Source organism: Kluyvera sp. STS39-E, assembly GCF_040932435.1.
Classification (GTDB): domain Bacteria; phylum Pseudomonadota; class Gammaproteobacteria; order Enterobacterales; family Enterobacteriaceae; genus Kluyvera.
The window spans coordinates 140,208-157,489 of record NZ_JBFQGA010000002.1 but is presented as its reverse complement, the minus strand read 5'-3'; the positions used below and the strand labels follow the sequence as shown (position 1 = coordinate 157,489).

17 protein-coding genes and 1 riboswitch are annotated in these 17,282 nt (G+C 53.6%); of the genes, 8 read left to right on the top strand and 9 right to left on the bottom strand.

Annotation, left to right across the window (positions count from 1 at the left end; all coding sequences use genetic code 11):
* Positions 1-202 precede the first annotated feature (202 nt).
* Positions 203-2,227 (top strand): excinuclease ABC subunit UvrB, encoded by a 2,025-nt coding sequence (gene uvrB / locus AB4K05_RS04280; RefSeq protein ID WP_368478781.1) that lies wholly within the window; start codon positions 203-205, stop codon positions 2,225-2,227.
* 329 nt (positions 2,228-2,556) lie between these two features.
* Here uvrB and pmrB read toward each other — a convergent pair whose 3' ends face one another.
* The 4 genes from pmrB to yvcK all read right to left on the bottom strand — a co-directional run bounded on the left by pmrB (position 2,557) and on the right by yvcK (position 6,936).
* A complete protein-coding gene (gene pmrB, locus AB4K05_RS04275; RefSeq protein ID WP_368478780.1) occupies positions 2,557-3,636 on the bottom strand; it encodes a two-component system sensor histidine kinase PmrB in 1,080 nt (359 codons plus the stop codon).
* A 3-nt stretch (positions 3,637-3,639) separates the two neighbouring features.
* Positions 3,640-4,311 carry a two-component system response regulator PmrA gene (pmrA, locus tag AB4K05_RS04270; protein WP_368478779.1) on the bottom strand — a complete coding sequence of 224 codons (672 nt, stop codon included), beginning with the start codon at positions 4,309-4,311 and terminating at the stop codon, positions 3,640-3,642.
* A 10-nt stretch (positions 4,312-4,321) separates the two neighbouring features.
* Entirely contained in the window at positions 4,322-5,953 is a 1,632-nt protein-coding gene (gene eptA, locus AB4K05_RS04265) for a phosphoethanolamine transferase EptA (RefSeq protein ID WP_368478778.1), read from the bottom strand.
* Positions 5,954-6,030: 77 nt separating this feature from the next.
* Positions 6,031-6,936: a uridine diphosphate-N-acetylglucosamine-binding protein YvcK gene (gene yvcK / locus AB4K05_RS04260; RefSeq protein ID WP_368478777.1), complete on the bottom strand. Its 906-nt coding sequence runs from the start codon at positions 6,934-6,936 to the stop codon at positions 6,031-6,033.
* A 238-nt stretch (positions 6,937-7,174) separates the two neighbouring features.
* Positions 7,175-7,312: riboswitch (molybdenum cofactor riboswitch) on the top strand.
* On the opposite strand from yvcK, the gene moaA reads away from it, so the two are divergent.
* The 7 genes from moaA (at position 7,300) to AB4K05_RS04225 (ending at position 11,437) form a co-directional block, all read left to right on the top strand.
* Entirely contained in the window at positions 7,300-8,289 is a 990-nt protein-coding gene (gene moaA, locus AB4K05_RS04255; protein WP_368478776.1) for a GTP 3',8-cyclase MoaA, read from the top strand. Its footprint overlaps the riboswitch before it by 13 nt.
* Positions 8,290-8,311: 22 nt before the next feature.
* Positions 8,312-8,824 (top strand): molybdenum cofactor biosynthesis protein B, encoded by a 513-nt coding sequence (moaB, locus tag AB4K05_RS04250; RefSeq protein WP_368478775.1) that lies wholly within the window; start codon positions 8,312-8,314, stop codon positions 8,822-8,824.
* A gap of 3 nt (positions 8,825-8,827) precedes the next feature.
* Positions 8,828-9,313 (top strand): cyclic pyranopterin monophosphate synthase MoaC, encoded by a 486-nt coding sequence (moaC, locus tag AB4K05_RS04245; RefSeq protein ID WP_368478774.1) that lies wholly within the window; start codon positions 8,828-8,830, stop codon positions 9,311-9,313.
* Complete coding sequence (moaD, locus tag AB4K05_RS04240; protein ID WP_368478773.1) at positions 9,306-9,551, top strand: molybdopterin synthase sulfur carrier subunit; 246 nt, start codon at positions 9,306-9,308, stop codon at positions 9,549-9,551. Before moaC ends, moaD begins: the two co-directional genes overlap by 8 nt.
* Position 9,552: 1 nt before the next feature.
* Positions 9,553-10,005 carry a molybdopterin synthase catalytic subunit MoaE gene (gene moaE / locus AB4K05_RS04235; RefSeq protein WP_368478772.1) on the top strand — a complete coding sequence of 151 codons (453 nt, stop codon included), beginning with the start codon at positions 9,553-9,555 and terminating at the stop codon, positions 10,003-10,005.
* 41 nt (positions 10,006-10,046) lie between these two features.
* Positions 10,047-10,751, top strand: a complete 705-nt coding sequence (locus AB4K05_RS04230) for a Bax inhibitor-1 family protein (RefSeq protein WP_368478771.1) — start codon at positions 10,047-10,049, stop codon at positions 10,749-10,751.
* A gap of 275 nt (positions 10,752-11,026) precedes the next feature.
* Positions 11,027-11,437 carry a YbhQ family protein gene (locus tag AB4K05_RS04225; protein WP_368478770.1) on the top strand — a complete coding sequence of 137 codons (411 nt, stop codon included), beginning with the start codon at positions 11,027-11,029 and terminating at the stop codon, positions 11,435-11,437.
* On the opposite strand, the gene AB4K05_RS04220 is transcribed toward AB4K05_RS04225, so the two are convergent.
* The 5 genes from AB4K05_RS04220 to cecR form a co-directional block, all read right to left on the bottom strand.
* Complete coding sequence (locus AB4K05_RS04220) at positions 11,399-12,505, bottom strand: ABC transporter permease (RefSeq protein ID WP_368478769.1); 1,107 nt, start codon at positions 12,503-12,505, stop codon at positions 11,399-11,401. The two genes, AB4K05_RS04225 and AB4K05_RS04220, sit on opposite strands and share 39 nt — an antisense overlap.
* 99 nt (positions 12,506-12,604) lie before the next feature.
* Positions 12,605-13,738 (bottom strand): ABC transporter permease, encoded by a 1,134-nt coding sequence (locus AB4K05_RS04215; RefSeq protein ID WP_368478768.1) that lies wholly within the window; start codon positions 13,736-13,738, stop codon positions 12,605-12,607.
* On the bottom strand, positions 13,728-15,467 hold the full coding sequence (locus tag AB4K05_RS04210) for an ATP-binding cassette domain-containing protein (RefSeq protein ID WP_368478767.1): 1,740 nt from the start codon (positions 15,465-15,467) through the stop codon (positions 13,728-13,730). Before AB4K05_RS04210 ends, AB4K05_RS04215 begins: the two co-directional genes overlap by 11 nt.
* Positions 15,460-16,455 carry a secretion protein HlyD gene (gene hlyD / locus AB4K05_RS04205; RefSeq protein ID WP_368479156.1) on the bottom strand — a complete coding sequence of 332 codons (996 nt, stop codon included), beginning with the start codon at positions 16,453-16,455 and terminating at the stop codon, positions 15,460-15,462. Before hlyD ends, AB4K05_RS04210 begins: the two co-directional genes overlap by 8 nt.
* Positions 16,455-17,129: a transcriptional regulator CecR gene (cecR, locus tag AB4K05_RS04200; RefSeq protein ID WP_368478766.1), complete on the bottom strand. Its 675-nt coding sequence runs from the start codon at positions 17,127-17,129 to the stop codon at positions 16,455-16,457. The genes hlyD and cecR overlap by 1 nt, the downstream gene beginning before the upstream one ends.
* Positions 17,130-17,282: the final 153 nt, after the last annotated feature.

Here is a 17,282-nt window from a genome sequence, read left to right as displayed (position 1 = left end):
GTTCTGGGGATAACCTCAATTGGCTGGTGTTTTATCTGGTCTGAGGAGAAATTTCAGCCGCTCTTGCCTGTTATCGTGACGAGTACACGAAATACGATAATGCATCACTGGTTTTATATCCAGTATTTTTTATTGGCAAATCTGTACGTGGCGAGTAGAATTAATCTCCAGCCCGGCCATCAGTTATCAGGTAGCGTTGTCCATGAGTAAACCCTTTAAGTTACATTCCGCGTTTAGTCCCTCAGGCGACCAGCCTGTTGCCATTTCACGCCTGAAAGAAGGGCTGGAAGACGGCCTGGCCCACCAGACGCTGCTGGGCGTGACCGGTTCGGGTAAAACCTTTACCGTGGCTAACGTCATTGCCGATCTCCAGCGGCCAACGATGGTGTTGGCGCCAAACAAAACGCTGGCAGCGCAGTTGTATGGCGAAATGAAGGCCTTCTTCCCAGAGAACGCCGTTGAGTACTTTGTCTCCTACTACGACTACTACCAGCCGGAAGCCTACGTCCCGAGCTCCGATACTTTTATCGAGAAAGACTCCGCCGTTAACGAACATATCGATCAGATGCGCCTGTCAGCGACCAAAGCATTGCTTGAGCGTCGCGACGTGATCGTGGTTGCATCGGTTTCCGCCATCTACGGCTTGGGCGATCCTGACCTGTATCTGAAAATGATGCTGCACCTGACGGTGGGCACCATTATCGACCAGCGGGCCATTTTGCGCCGGCTGACTGATTTGCAGTACACCCGTAACGATCAGGCCTTCCAGCGTGGGACCTTCCGCGTACGCGGCGAAGTTATCGACATTTTCCCTGCGGAGTCCGATGACCTTGCGCTGCGCGTTGAGCTGTTTGACGAAGAAGTTGAACGACTGTCGCTGTTTGATCCGCTAACCGGGCATATTGAATCGACGCTGCAGCGCTATACGGTCTATCCGAAAAGCCACTACGTGACGCCGCGTGAACGTATCTTGCAGGCGATGGAAGAGATCAAAGTCGAGTTGGCTGACCGCCGCAAAGTGCTGCTGGCCAACAACAAGCTGCTGGAAGAACAGCGCCTGAGTCAACGCACTCAGTTTGACCTTGAAATGATGAACGAGCTGGGTTACTGCTCGGGCATCGAAAACTATTCACGCTTCCTCTCCGGGCGCGGGCCGGGAGAACCACCGCCGACGTTGTTTGACTACCTGCCGGCCGATGGCCTGCTGGTTATCGACGAATCGCACGTGACGATCCCGCAGATTGGCGGCATGTACCGTGGTGATAGGGCGCGTAAAGAGACACTGGTTGAGTATGGTTTCCGACTGCCGTCGGCCCTCGACAACCGCCCATTGAAGTTTGAAGAATTTGAAGCACTGGCGCCGCAGACCATCTATGTCTCGGCGACGCCGGGCAACTATGAGCTGGAGAAATCCGGCGGTGACGTCATTGACCAGGTCGTCCGTCCAACCGGCCTGCTGGACCCTATCATTGAAGTCCGCCCGGTAGGGACTCAGGTCGACGATCTGCTGTCGGAAATTCGCAAGCGTTCAGTCATTAACGAGCGTGTGCTGGTGACGACGCTGACCAAGCGTATGGCTGAAGATCTCACCGATTACCTTGAAGAGCACGGCGAGCGGGTGCGTTATCTGCACTCTGATATCGATACCGTAGAACGCATGGAAATCATTCGCGACCTGCGTCTGGGGGAATTCGACGTGCTGGTGGGTATCAACCTGCTACGTGAAGGGCTGGACATGCCTGAAGTTTCGCTGGTGGCAATTCTTGATGCCGACAAAGAAGGCTTCCTGCGTTCCGAACGTTCGCTGATTCAGACCATTGGTCGTGCTGCGCGTAACATCAACGGTAAAGCGATTCTGTACGGTGACCGAATTACCGCGTCGATGGCGAAGGCGATTGGCGAAACCGAACGTCGTCGAGAGAAGCAGCAACTCTATAACGAAGAACACGGCATCGTGCCGCAGGGTCTCGTTAAAGACGTAGTCGATATCTTGGCGATGGGCGAGGGGCTGGCGAAGACCAAGGCGAAGGGGCGTGGTAAGTCGCGTGGCGCTGCATCTATCGTTGAGCCAGATATCCAAGCCCTGACGCCGAAAGCGCTGCAGCAGCAAATTCAGGCGCTGGAAACGCAGATGATGAAGCATGCGCAGAACTTGGAATTCGAAGAGGCCGCGCAGGCGCGCGATCAACTGCACAAGCTGCGCGAGCTATTCATTGCAACGTCTTGATGCGCGTAGATAGTAGGCCTGATAAGCGTAGCGCCATCAGGCAACATGAGGCAGATTGCTTGATGATAGCTTGGTGCTGATTGCCGGATGGCGGCGTTGCCTTATCCGGCCTACATGGCGTGAGAATGTTATTTGAAACTGTGGCTGGCGTCACGAATTGGCCGCCTAGCTTAATGTTCACTTAATAAATTCTGCTGATACTATCTCTAAAATAAATGAGGGTAGTGTCATGTCTAATCTGAATGTCCCGCAGCTGTTTACCGTGCTCGTCTCTGTGGCCATCGTCGCAGGCTTTCTTTGCCATTGGATGCTGACCTACTAAAACGCTCTTAACGCTTGGCGGGTTGAAATTCTACCCATGCCCGCGTGCCGACTCCGGTATCGCGGTTTTGCAAGAAGAACGCCGCTTCATGCAGCTGGGCTATACGGGTCACGATACTTAAGCCCAGACCAATCCCGCCGTAGCGGCTGTCCATGCGCACAAATGCCTGACTCAATTCGCCAACTTTCGACTCATCAATTCCCGGACCTTCATCTTCGACGGCCAGACTTGGGCGCGCCGCTGTTTCCAGCTTCAAGGTGATCGTCGAGTCTTCCGGGCTATAACGATGCGCATTCTCTATCAGATTACGGACCAATAACCGTAGTAGGGTGGCATCGCCAGAGACGGTCACCGAGGACTCTGGAGCGTTGATAGCCAGCGTTTGCGAGCGGGTGCTGAGCATGCTCTCCAGTTCACCTTTGATTGGCTCTATCACGTCGGCCAGCAGGCAAACCTGCTGGTAACTGCCAGCGGAAAATGACTGTCCTACTCGCGCGAGCAGCAATAGCTGGGCCACGCTTTCGGTCATCTGGTCCAAACGTTGCAGCAGTGGGGAAAGATTGAGGTTTTGCGTTTTTTCGAGCAGCTCAAGATGCAGTTTTAGCCCCGCCAGAGGGGTTCGCAGTTCGTGGGCGACGTCGGCGGTAAACAGCCGTTCACGATCGAGCGTTTGCGTCAAATTTTCCACTAATTGGTTGATAGCGCGGGTTACGGCTTCCACCTCGACCGTGGTCTGCTGCAGATAAATGGGCTGCAGATTTCCCGGCGTACGAACATCGAGCTCTTTTTGCAGGTCAGCCAGTGGACGCGTGATGCGCTTCACCGCCTGTAAACACAGAAACAGCGCCAAACCGATAATCACCAGGCTCGGCAACAGTAGGCTGGCAATGGCTTCGCGCACCTCGTGGCGAATATGTTTGGCGTTGTTGTGATTGTTAATCAGCATCGCCACTTCCAGCTCGATCTGCTCTTTGCTCTCATGCCACAGCCAGAATACGCTGATAAGCTGAAAGACCACCAAGATAAGCCCTATGGCCAGCAATAGCTGGTGGCGCATCGGCCACTTGCGGATGGAAAAGGTCGCCATACCTTATTCTGCCTTCTCAGTATTAACTAACTGATAGCCAAAGCCGCGCACGGTACGAATGCGGGTTTTGCCCACTTTATCGCGCAGGTTGTGGATATGAACTTCCAGCGTATTGGTAGCGGGTTCGTTATCCCAGTTGTAGATATCGTTGTAGAGAATTTCACGGTGTACAGGGCTGCCAGCCTTGAGCATCAAACGCGAAAGCAGAGCGTACTCTTTTGGAGTCAGTTCCAGCAGCTCACCGTCAAGCCATACCTGACGGCGGGTAACGTTAAGACGCAGATTCTCAACGGTAACCTCATTATCACCTTGATTGAGATTACGCCGCAGCAGCGCTCGGATGCGGGCATTGAGTTCTTCTAACGCAAACGGCTTCACCAGATAATCATCCGCACCGGTATCGAGGCCGCTGACGCGATCCTCAAGCGTATCGCGGGCAGTGAGGATAAGGACTGGGATACTGATCTTTTCTTGGCGAATGCGGTTCAGAAAATGCAGCCCATCCTCATCCGGCAGGCCTAAATCCAGCACGATCAGACTGTAATGCCCGTTGGCTAGGCTTAGCGCTGCCTGCTGTGCCGTGGCGACGCCATCGCAGGCGTACCCCTCGCTTTGCATTGCCAGAATCAGCCCCTGCAATAGCAGGGTGTCATCTTCAACGACTAATATTTTCATCTTCTGGCCTCTATTTACAGGTGGCTAAAATATCATCCGCTGCGTGATATTCCCGCGTCTCTACGCCGGTTAAACCTAGCATTGTAGAGAACAGATTATCCTGAGAGTAGTTATTTTCTTGGGCCTGTTTTTGCAGGCAACCGTAATTTACGCCATAGCGTTTTTGATAGTCATCCGATAACCATAACAGCATTGGCACATGTTTTTGCGTTTCCGGCGCGATGGAATAAGGCAAACCGTGAAGATAAACGCCGTTTTCGCCCAAAGATTCACCATGGTCGGAAAGATAAACCAAGCTAGTGGTGAATTTATCCTGTTTCGACTGCAGCAGTTTTATCGCTTTATCGACGATATAATCGACATATAAAATGGTGTTGTCATAGCTATTTTTCAGCTGCTCTTGGCTACACGATTGAATTTCGCTGGTATCACAAGTTGGCGTATAGCGGCGAAATGCCGGTGGATAGCGGTTGTAATAAGTCGGACCATGGCTGCCGATGGTATGCAGCACAATCACGCCGTCGCCTTGCATATTATCAATCGCTTTATCGAGATCGTGGAACAGCACCTCATCGTAACACTCGCCGTTAATACATTGTCCCGGCAAATTTAATGAGGTCATATCCTGGTGCGGCACGCGATCGCAGGCACCCTTACAACCGCCGTCGTTATCGTTCCACTGCACTTGAATCCCGGCACGCTGAATAATATCCAGCAGTCCTTCTTGGTGATGCGCCAGCGATTCGTTGTAGCCGACTCGAGGCATATTGGAGAACATGCAAGGTACCGAAACGGCGGTGGCAGTGCCGCAGGAGGCCGTTTTGGGGAAATAAACGATGTTATCTTTCGCCAGCAGCGGGTTGGTTTCGCGGTCGTAGCCGCCCAACGAGAAGTTCTCAGCGCGCGAGGTTTCACCGACGATTAAAATAGTTAAGTTTTTACGCGGACCCTGTTTCATTGCCGCCTTTTGCTGGGCATCCTCGCCTATTTTTACCAGCGGTAAATTATCCATCTGGTGATGGAAAGACCAAGAGTTGAGCGCCACAATACTATTCGACGGGTTTAGTGATTTCACCAACTCTTTATTATTACGAAACAGCGAGGCGTAATCTTTATAAAATACGGCGGCAACCAATACGATAAGTAATGCAGAAACCACTATCGTGCCGACACGCATCAATGTGCCGCGCCACAGATTTGCCGCCGGTTTGATTTTTATCCACCAAGCGAGCGCGATAAAGAGCAGTGCAGTAAACCCAAGCACCGCGATCATTTGGCCGGAGAGCAGGGCATAGCTCTCGGCGGGTGTGGTATCGATAATATTGGTGATCATCGAACGGTCAATGACGACGCCAAAGTTCATCATAAAATACTGGGCGCTGGCGCTCAGGAGAATAAACAGCGTGACGGCCAGCTTTTCGAGGCGAATAAGTGAGGCCAGCGTCAGAAAAATAGCCATCACTGAAAACGCGACTACCGGCAAAGATAAAAAGACCAGCGCATTATGCAGACCGTCAATCGGTAACAGTGTAAACGCTTGACGATAAAAATGGATGTTCAGCACCAGCGCAATATAGAGTGCGAACAAAAGAATGTAGGTCAGCCGACTGACGGTAGGGCGGTAGCGCAACAGGCGAAGCATAACGGTGGACTCGGTAATTATAATGTCCGCTATGCTGCCTGACGTATTTTAAGACAACCTTAAGATGTTAAGGAAACTCAGGCAAAGGCCTGTAGGGCCTCTTCCAATGCTGCACGCAATAGCACTCGATCGTGACGATAAGGAATATCATCGGCTTCCAACGGTTGCTGAATGACCACTTTGCACTGCACGTGACTGGCGTCGACTTTCGGGCCGACTACGACCGCATCAATGACCGCCTTGCCAATATAGTGCTCCAGCAGTGCAATGCGTGCTTCAATGCTAAGGTTGCCCGCTGAGCTATGTTCGCGACCGAGGTTATCGATAAAAACCATGGGTGCTGGCGTTCGACGTAGCGCCTGGGCGACATCCGGTAGCAGTACAATGGGCAGCAAACTGGTGTAGAAACTGCCGGGGCCAATCAGAATCAGATCCGCGTGCGCGATGGCTTCTACCGCTTCTCTGGTTGCCGAAACCAAAGGCGTTAACATGAGCTCTTTTGGCGGCAGCGTCAGTTGGTCAATGTTCACTTCACCGTAAATTTCGTGGCCCTCGTTGTCGATTGCCATTAAATCAACCGGCTGTTCGGACATTGGAATCAATGAAGCTTCCACTTTCAGCAGGTTTTTTATTAAATTTATGGCCTCTAAAGGCCTGACGCTCATGTTGTCTAGCGCCTTTAACATCAAGTTTCCGAGGTTATGTCCGGAAAGTTCGCCATTACCGCCAAAACGATACTCAAACATCGTGGAAGCGACGCTGGGTTCGGTAATTAATTGGTTAAGACAGTTGCGCATATCTCCCCAAGCAATGCCCCCTTCAGAACGGCGAATACGTCCCGTTGAGCCCCCGTTATCGGTGGTTGTGACGATGCCGGTCAGGCGCGAGCCCAGAGATGAAAGGGATGACATCACGCGTCCAAGTCCATGCCCGCCGCCTAGCGCGACGACGCGGTCAAGATCGGCAAAAGTACGATTGCGCATACAACTTCCTTATAGTGAAAAACGTGCTTACAGTAGCCTAACTACCTCTAAAAGACGATGCTCTGTGCCGGTCAAAATGACGTATATCAATGCAAAAACGGTATTTTTACGTATTCTGTAGGGAAAGTGCACGATAGGCTCGCTATATATAACTTTATACAGCGATTGCAAGAATGGCGAAACTGTTATTCTCGCGCTACTATTCGGCATAACCTAGTTCAGTTCTCTATCTACAATAGTCTGAACAACACACTCTAGCCTCTGTGCCTAAGTTGAAAAATACGGTGCTTTGGCCGCGGCAGATAATCTGCCGCCAGGGCGAAGGAAGAAATGATCTCGCCTCCCGTATTTGGAAAGGTGTCTATGGCTTCACAACTCACTGATGCGTTTGCGCGCCGATTTTTTTATCTGCGCCTGTCGATTACCGACGTATGCAACTTTCGCTGCACCTACTGTCTGCCTAACGGATATCAGCCCAATGGCGTCACCAACAAAGGTTTTTTGTCTCTGGACGAAATTCGCCGGGTGACGCGCGCCTTTTCGGCGCTGGGTACTGAAAAAGTCCGTCTGACGGGCGGTGAACCATCGCTACGTCGCGACTTCACCGACGTTATCGCCGCAGTGAAAGAGAACGCCTCCATTCGCCAGATTGCCGTGACTACAAACGGTTACCGTATGGCGCGCGATGTCGCCGCTTGGCGTGATGCCGGATTAACTGCATTGAACGTCAGCTTAGATAGCCTCGACGCTCGCCAGTTTCACGCGATTACCGGCCAAGATAAGTTCCGCCAGGTGATGGACGGCATCGACGCCGCCTTTACCGCGGGCTTTGACAAAGTGAAGGTTAACACCGTGCTGATGCGCGATGTCAACCATCACCAGCTCGACACCTTTCTGGCGTGGATCAAACCGCGCCGCATTCAACTCCGCTTTATTGAATTGATGGAAACCGGCGACGGCAGCGAGCTGTTCCGTAAGCACCATATCTCAGGCATGGTGCTGCGTGACCAACTGCTTCAGCGTGGCTGGATCCATCAAATCCGTCAGCGCAGCGACGGCCCGGCTCAGGTCTTTTGTCATCCCGACTACGAAGGGGAAATCGGCTTAATTATGCCGTATGAAAAAGACTTCTGCGCCAGTTGTAACCGTCTGCGCGTATCGTCCATTGGGAAGCTGCATCTGTGCCTGTTTGGTGACGGCGGCGTTGACCTGCGTGAACTGTTGGCGGAAGACGCCCAGCAGCAGGCGCTGGAAGACCGAATCGCCGAAGCCTTAACCCATAAAAAACAGACCCACTTCCTGCATCAGGGCAATACCGGAATTACCCAGAATTTATCCTATATAGGTGGATGATTCGTCATCAAGGAGCTATTAAATGAGTCAGGTGAGCGCTGAATTTATCCCGACACGGGTTGCTATTCTTACCATTTCTAACCGTCGTGGCGAAGAGGATGACACCTCCGGCCATTTCCTGCGTGATTCCGCTTTGGAAGCCGGACATCATGTCGTCGACAAAGCTATCGTCAAAGAGAACCGCTATCAAATCCGCGCCCAGGTGTCCGCTTGGATTGCCCGCGACGACGTGCAAGTGGTGCTTATCACCGGTGGCACCGGTCTGACCGACGGCGATCAGGCACCTGAAGCCTTGCTGCCGCTGTTTGACCGGGAAATCGAAGGCTTCGGCGAAGTGTTCCGGATGCTCTCTTTTGAAGAAATTGGCACCGCCACGTTGCAATCGCGCGCCGTAGCGGGAATGGCTAACCGTACGCTGATTTTTGCCATGCCGGGCTCCACTAAAGCTTGTCGCACCGCGTGGGATAACATCATCGCCGCACAGCTCGATGCCCGTACGCGTCCGTGTAACTTCCATCCTCATCTGAAGAAATAATCCATGTCGCAACTGACCCATATTAACGCGGCGGGTGAAGCCCATATGGTGGATGTCTCCGCCAAGGTGGAAACCGTTCGCGAAGCGCGCGCAGAAGCGTTCGTAACCATGATGCCGGAAACGCTGTCGATGATTATCGAAGGCAGCCACCATAAGGGCGATGTGTTTGCCACTGCTCGTATTGCCGGTATTCAGGCGGCAAAGCGGACTTGGGATCTGATCCCCCTGTGTCATCCATTGATGCTCAGCAAGGTGGAAGTCAACCTGCAGGCCCAGCCGGAGCATAATCGTGTACGCATTGAATCGCTGTGTCGTTTAACCGGGAAAACCGGCGTGGAGATGGAAGCGCTCACCGCTGCATCGGTCGCCGCGCTGACGATCTATGACATGTGTAAAGCGGTACAAAAAGACATGGTGATTGGCCCGGTTCGCTTACTGGCGAAAAGCGGCGGAAAATCCGGTGATTTTAAGGCGGACGCTAATGATTAATGTGCTGTTTTTTGCTCAGGTTCGCGAGCTGGTCGGCGCCGACTCACTGACGTTGACGCCTGAGTTTTCGACGGTTGAAGCCGTACGCCAGCATTTGGTGGCGCAAGAAGGGCGTTGGGCGCTGGCGCTGGAAGAGGGCAAGCTGCTGGCGGCGGTCAATCAGACGCTGGTGAGCTTTGACCATCCGGTTGTTGACGGCGATGAAGTGGCCTTTTTCCCACCAGTGACGGGAGGTTGAGATGAGCGAAACCCGTATTCGCGTAGGCCACGAGCCGTTTTGCGTTGGCGACGAATATCCTTGGCTTGCTGCGCGTGATGAAGACGGCGCGGTGGTGACCTTCACCGGCAAAGTGCGCAACCACAACCTCGGTGACAGCGTTAAGGCCCTGAGCCTTGAGCATTATCCGGGAATGACCGAAAAAGCGCTGGCGGAGATCGTTGACGCTGCCCGTGAACGCTGGCCGCTGGGGCGCGTCACGGTGATCCATCGCATTGGCGAATTGTGGCCGGGCGAAGAGATTGTGTTTGTCGGTGTGACCAGCGCGCATCGCAGCAGCGCTTTTGACGCGGGCGAATTTATCATGGACTATCTAAAGACCCGCGCGCCGTTTTGGAAGCGCGAGGCGACCCCGGAAGGGGAACGTTGGGTGGAAGCGCGCGACAGCGATAAACAGGCAGCCGAGCGCTGGTAGAGTACACTTATCTTAGGTTCATATTGATTTAGGAGAATGTCATGGAACGATTCCCTCGGTCCGATTCTATTGTCCAGGCGCGCAGTGGTCTGCAAACCTATATGGCGCAGGTTTATGGCTGGATGACCTGTGGGTTGCTGCTGACCGCGTTTATCGCGTGGTACGCGGCGAATACGCCAGCAGTAATGATGTTTGTCTTTTCCAGTAAAATCACCTTCTTTGGGCTGATTATTGCCCAGTTGGCGTTGGTATTTGTGCTTTCTGGGATGGTACAGCGTCTGAGCGCTGGTATGGCAACCACGCTGTTTATGCTCTATTCAGCGCTTACCGGACTCACGCTTTCCAGCATTTTTATCGTCTATACCTACTCGTCTATCGCCAGTACCTTTGTGGTGACCGGCGGGATGTTCGGCATTATGAGCCTGTATGGCTATATCACTAAACGCGATCTCAGCGGCTTTGGTAACATGCTGTTTATGGCGCTGATTGGCATTGTGCTGGCATCTCTAGTGAACTTCTGGCTGAAAAGTGATGCATTGATGTGGGCCATTACCTATATCGGCGTCATTGTGTTTGTTGGGCTTACCGCTTACGACACCCAGAAACTGAAAAACATCGGCGAGCAGATTGACGTGCGTGATTCATCGAACCTACGTAAATATGCCATCCTCGGCGCACTGACCCTGTATCTCGACTTCATCAACTTGTTCTTGATGTTGCTGCGGATATTTGGCAACCGCCGCTAAGTTATCCTCCCCGGCCCGCCTGCGGGTAGGCCGGATAAGACATTTACGCCGTCACCCGGCGTGAGAGTCACGCAGTGCCTGATGGCGCTTTGCTTATTAGGCCTACCCGATGCATCCCTTCATATTTCGCCTTCAACCGGTCAATGTTTAATCGCTATTTCCCCGGGCGGTCATGAAAATGTGACACTGCTGTCACAAAAAGGAGCACTTTTACGGAATTTTCCGTAGACTCGGGTACTCTGAATAAGCAGATAAAATTCTTCAGGAGAGAAGCCATGAAGTGGCAACAACGAATTCGTGTCGCAACCGGGCTAGGTTGCTGGCAGATTATGTTGCATTTACTGGTCGTCGCCGTGTTGGTTATGGGCTGGATGAGCGGCGCGTTAGTGCGCGTTGGATTAGGCCTGTGCGTGCTGTATGCGGTAAGTGTCATACTGATGTTGGCGCTGCAGCGTCACCACGATAAACGCTGGCGAGATGCCGCCGATGTGTTCGAAGAACTGACCACCACCTGGTATTTTGGCGCAGCGATGATTGCGCTGTGGTTACTGTCACGCGTACTGCACAACAATTATCTATTGGCGCTGGCTGGGCTGGCTATCCTTGCGGGGCCAGCCGTATTCTCGCTGTTAGTAAAAGATAAATCCTCAAGCGATCTTGCGGCGAAACATCGCGTACGCCACTGATCCCGTCGTGGCCGCTATAAACAGTAGCGGCCACAAACTCCCCCAGATAATCGACAAACTCGCATCCTTCAAATAGATCTGCTTGGTGATATCCGTGAAGTGGCGGATAGGGTTTATCCACGTCAGATGCTGTAACCATACCGGCATGTTCTCGACCGGTGACACATATCCCGACAGCAAAATCGCCGGCATCATAAAGACAAACACGCCAATAAACGCCTGTTGTTGCGTAGAACACAGCGACGAGATAAGCAGCCCAAATCCTACCAATGACAGACCGTATATCACCATGGTGAAGTAAAACAGCGCTAGCGATCCTGCAAAGGGAATCTGATACGCCCAGATGCCTACGCCCAGCACGATGGAGGCTTGTACGGTGGCGACAATCAGCGCCGGAATCGCTTTGCCGACGAAGATTTGCCAAGTGGCGAGTGGCGACACCAGCAACTGATCGAGCGTGCCCTGCTCGCGTTCACGGGCAACCGACAGCGAGGTCACGATCATCACACCGATGGTGGTTATCATGGCGATTAGCGACGGCACCACGAACCATTTGTAGTCAAGATTCGGGTTGTACCAGTTGCGCACCACCAGCTCGCTGTTGTTCGGTTTCGTTTTGCCTTCCATCAGCTCCTGTTGATAATTTTTGACGATCTGCTGTAGATAGTTAGCGGCAATCTGTGCGCTGTTAGAGTTGCGTCCGTCGAGCAATAGCTGCATTGGCGCGGTCTGGAACGTATCGAGATTACGCGAGAAATCGGCCGGGAAACGTACCAGCAGTAGCGCTTTTTGCGTGTCGATGGTCGGCTGGATCTCCTGCGGGCTCTTCAGTAGCAGCACGTGGGTAAAGGCTTTGGCGCGGGCAAAGCGCTGGGTCAGCTCAACGGCGTGCTTGCCGTTGTCTTCGTTATAAACGGCGATGGTGGCGTTGGTGACTTCCAGCGTGGCGGCAAACGGGAACAGCAGCACCTGAATGAGCACCGGCGCTATCAAAATGGCGCGGGTCTGCGGCTCGCGGAGCAGCGACTGTAGTTCTTTGCGGATAAGCGTCCATAAACGATAAAACATTGTGCCGTCCTCATGTCGGGTGGCGCTGCGCTTACCCGACCTACAGGGCTCGTAGGCCCGGTAAGCACAGCGCCACCGGGCAAAATACGCGCGCCAGAGTTAATCCAACCGACGTTTGGTTTTCATCCACGTCAGGCCAATAAACATCACCGCCGAAGCGATCAAAAATAGCGTATTCACAATCAGCACCACCGGAATATTACCCGCCAGAAACAGGCTTTGAAGAGTGCTGACGAAATAACGCGCCGGAATGATATAGGTCACCACGCGAATCGCAGCGGGCATGCTGTCTATCTGGAAAATAAACCCGGACAGCATAATTGATGGCAGAAACGCGGCGTTCAAGGCAACCTGGGCGGCGTTAAACTGGTTGCGGGTAATGGTGGAAATCAGCAGCCCCATCCCCAGCGTACTGAGTAAAAACAGGCTGGTGATGAAAAACAGAATCACCAGCGAACCGCGATACGGCACGCCGAGAATAAACACCGACACCAGCATGCATAGCAGCATGGCCAGCATGCCGAGGAAGTAATAAGGGATAAGTTTGCACAGCAGTAATTCCACGCGGGTCACTTCGGTGGAGAGCAGCGCCTCCATGGTGCCGCGCTCCCACTCGCGGGCGATGACCAGTGAGGTCAATATCGCCCCGATGACCGTCATGATGATGGTTATCGCGCCGGGAATAATAAAGTGCTGGCTGATGGCCGCCGGGTTAAACCAGTAGCGAGTCTGCACATCGATAAGCGGCTCGAAGTTCTGACCACGGTCCTCGGCGCGCTGTTTTTGCCAGATTTGCCAGATCCCCTCGACGTAGCCCTGCACAAAATTAGCGGTGTTAGGTTCGCTGCCATCGGTGATCACTTGGATTGGCGCATCGTCACCGACTCGCGTCATCTTCTTATCGAAATCTACAGGAACCACGACCAGCCCGCGAATGCGTCCGGCCTGCATCATCTCGACCAACTGGCCCCGATTATCGCTGATGGTGGCATCAATGTAGGGTGAACCGGTGAGCGTATGGGTAAAGTCCAGCGCCTCTTTACTCTGCTGCTCCAAGAGCACGCCGACCCGCAGCTTGCTGGAGTCGAGGTTAATGCCGTAGCCAAAGATAAAAAGCAGCAACAGCGGGATCACCACGGCAATCAACCAACTACTGGGATCGCGGATAATCTGCCGCGTCTCTTTCACGCACAGCGCCCGGACGCGCCGCCAGGACAAGCCTTTAACGCTCATCGGCATGCTCCTTATCCCAATCATTAATGAGGGTGATAAACGCCTGTTCCATGGTTGGGTCGGGCTGCTGCTCATCGGCCGCCTGCGCTTTTAAGTCGTCAGGCGTACCGCTGGCAATCAGCTTGCCGCGATAAACCAGCCCAATGCGATCGCAGTATTCTGCTTCATCCATAAAGTGAGTCGTCACCATCACGGTGACACCTTTCTCAACCATACTGTTGATATGCAGCCAGAACTCACGGCGGGTGATCGGATCAACACCCGAGGTTGGCTCATCAAGAAACAAAATGTCCGGTTCATGCATCAGCGAGCAGGCCAGCGCCAGACGCTGCTTAAAGCCGAGAGGCAGCGCATCGGTGGTATGGCGAGCGATGGCATCAAGGCCAAAGGCTTCACTCATGCGGCTGATCTTCTCGTTCTGAGCGCGACCACGCAGGCCGTACACCCCGGAGAAAAAGCGCAGGTTTTGCTCAACGGTCAGATTGCCGTAGAGGGAGAACTTTTGCGCCATATAGCCTAAGTGCTGACGGGCCTTACCGGAGCCGGTTTTGAGATCCATATTCAGCACCAGCGCATTACCGGAAGTCGGTACCAGCAGGCCGCACATCATTTTAAACGTGGTGGACTTCCCGGCGCCGTTTGGCCCCAGCAGACCGAAAATTTCCCCGCGCTTGACGGCGAAATTAACGTGGTCGGTGGCGGCGAAATCACCAAATTTTTTTGTGAGCTGTTTGGCTTCAATCACCGTTTCGTCAGGCGTACCTTCCACGGTATGCAGAATCGCACCCAGCGGAGATTCCGAGGTGCCGGCACCGCCAAGCAGGTCGATAAACGCATCTTCAAAGCGCGGTGCTGTTTCTTCAATTTCTAGCTCAGGCATGCCCGGCGATCGTCTCAGATCGTCAGCGGTGGCTGATTTTTTGAGGATCGTCCGCACCGAGCGCCCCTGAATCATGCCGTCGCTAACGATGTCTTGTTTCAATGCGCGCTGCAGCAGTTTGCGGTTATTCTCCGTCGGGCTGTGCATCAGAAAACTGCGTCCAGCCATGGTGCGGGTGAGGGCGGTAGGCTCGCCCTGATAAAGCAGCTCGCCTTCATTCATCAGCAGTACGTCTTGGCACTGTTCAGCTTCATCGAGGTAGGAGGTGCTCCAGAGGATCAGCATCCCGTCGCCCGCCAGTTCGTGCACCATCAGCCAGAGCTCGCGTCGTGAAATTGGGTCGACGCCGACGCCGGGCTCATCAAGCAGCAGCACTTTCGGCTCGCCGACTAACGTACAGGCCAAGCCGAGTTTTTGCTTCATGCCGCCGGACAGCTTGCCTGCCAACCGCGAGGTAAACGGGCCTAGCGAGGTAAATTCGAGTAACCGGGCGAACGTTTTCTCTCGAATTTCACCGGTGACGCTGCGTAGATCGGCGTAGAGATTGAGGTTCTCCATCACCGTCAGGTCTTCATACAGACCGAATTTCTGCGGCATATAGCCGAGCACCGCGTGCAGGGCGCTATCGTCATGAATGGGATCTAACCCGAGGACTAATGCGCTGCCCTCGTCGGGTTTGAGTAACCCCGCCAGCATGCGCATCAGCGTGGTTTTTCCCGCGCCGTCAGGCCCCACAAGACCGGTAACGTAGCCCGATTGAATGGTGCAATCCAGCCGAGCTACCGCCGGTTTGTTCATGCCCGCGAACTGTTTGACCAAGCCCTGTAGCTGGATCTGATGTTCACTCATGGCGTGGCTCGTCGTTGAAACTCAGCGTAACCGGCATCCCCTGACGCAGGCTGCCGTCGGCGTCGGTGACGATAATACGCAGACGATAAACGAGGTCGGTGCGCAGGTCCGGCGTTTCTACCGTTTTAGGGGTGAACTCAGCGGTAGGGGAAACAAAGCCGATTTTACCGTGGTACGGCTTATCTGGCCGGCCATCGGTATACAGCAGAATTTCGCGCCCCGGCTGCGCCTGATTGAGGTTCTTCTCATCAACATAGGCGCGAACCCAGACCGGATGCGTCAATGACAGCGTCAGTACCGTGCTGCCTGCGGTGAGCATGCTGCCTGGCTCTACCGCGCGGGTTAATAAGGTGCCATCGGACGGCGCGGTCAACACTGTGTCATGCAGGTCGAGGGTCGATTGTGCCAGCTGCGCCTGCGCCTGTTCTAAATTGGCTTTCGCTTGGGCAATTTCCTGCGGACGGTTCCCGGCGCGGTACTGGCTTAATTTGTCCTGTGCCGATTTCAGCGTAGCAAACGCCTGATCGCGGGATGAGCGCGCGTTGGCCAGATCATTGGCGGAAACGGTGCGGCTATTCCACAGCCCTTGCTGACGTTGCAGGAAACTTTGCGCATAGTCATAAGCGGCCTGCGCCTGCTTCACGGCGGCCGCTGCTTGAGCAATCTCTTCCGACCGGTAACCGGCCATCATCAGGTCGTACTGCGCCTGTGCGGTCGCCACGTTGGCCTTGGCCTGCATCAACGCATTTTCATACGGAGCCTTGTCCAGTTGCCCAAGCGTCTGGCCCTGCTTAATCGCATCCCCTTCATCCACGCTCAGAGATTGCAGACGTCCGCCGACGCGGAAGCTCATATTGACGGTACGAATATCAACGTTGCCGTACAGGGTGAGTCCATTATTTTGCCGGCTTTGATACCACCAGGTTCCACCGCCTATCAAGGCGACGAGGACGGCAACGGCCAGAATAAGGGCGACCGGTTTTTTCATCACTTCTGACTCCTTTGGGTTAATCCTTGCAAAATAAGATCGATATGACAGGTCACGACTTGGAAAATCTGTTCTGCTTTGTCGGCATCAAATGCTGACCAGCCGGTACGCAGCAAAATGGTTTCCCGTCCAAGACGGAATGCCAGCACTTCCCCCAACAGCGCGTGAGTGTGGAGGATCATTTGCGTACTGTTTGCATCACAGCCGGTGTAGGCGGCAATCAGCCGGGTAAGGTGGCTGTGCAGCGGTGCAATGACTCTTTCATGAATGCGTTGATAGGCGGCGGTAGGCGACAGCTGCTCGCGGGAGATGAATTTGCTGAGGCTTAGGGTGTCGTCCTGGGTCAGCAGTAAAATCATGTTATGACAGGCCTGCAGAATAAGCTCACGTATCGCCTCGCGGTCGGGCTGCTGTGTGGCAAACAGCTGTTCAGCGGCTTCGGTATGCGAGCGAAAGTTCTCGCCGATGAAATCGGCAATCCATTGCGCACAGGCCTGGTATAAATCTTCTTTTGAGCCAAAATAGTAGGTGATAGCGGCGATGTTTTGCCCAGCCTGTGCCGCAATATCGCGGGTAGTGGCGTGGAGGCCATACTCGCCGAACTGGGCGAGGGCAGCGGCAATTAGCTGGCTTCTGGCTTGCTCACCTTTGCTGGTGACTGGCGTCACATTCATAGTATCACCGTGAATTAATCAATCGATTGATTAAGATTATGCCGGGATTTTAAACTTGTCCAGTCTAGTGAATAATCTTGTTTTCCACCGTTAAGGGGATAATTTATGCGGTGCATCACAAAAACTGCTACACTCCGCCCCTTCATGACATTG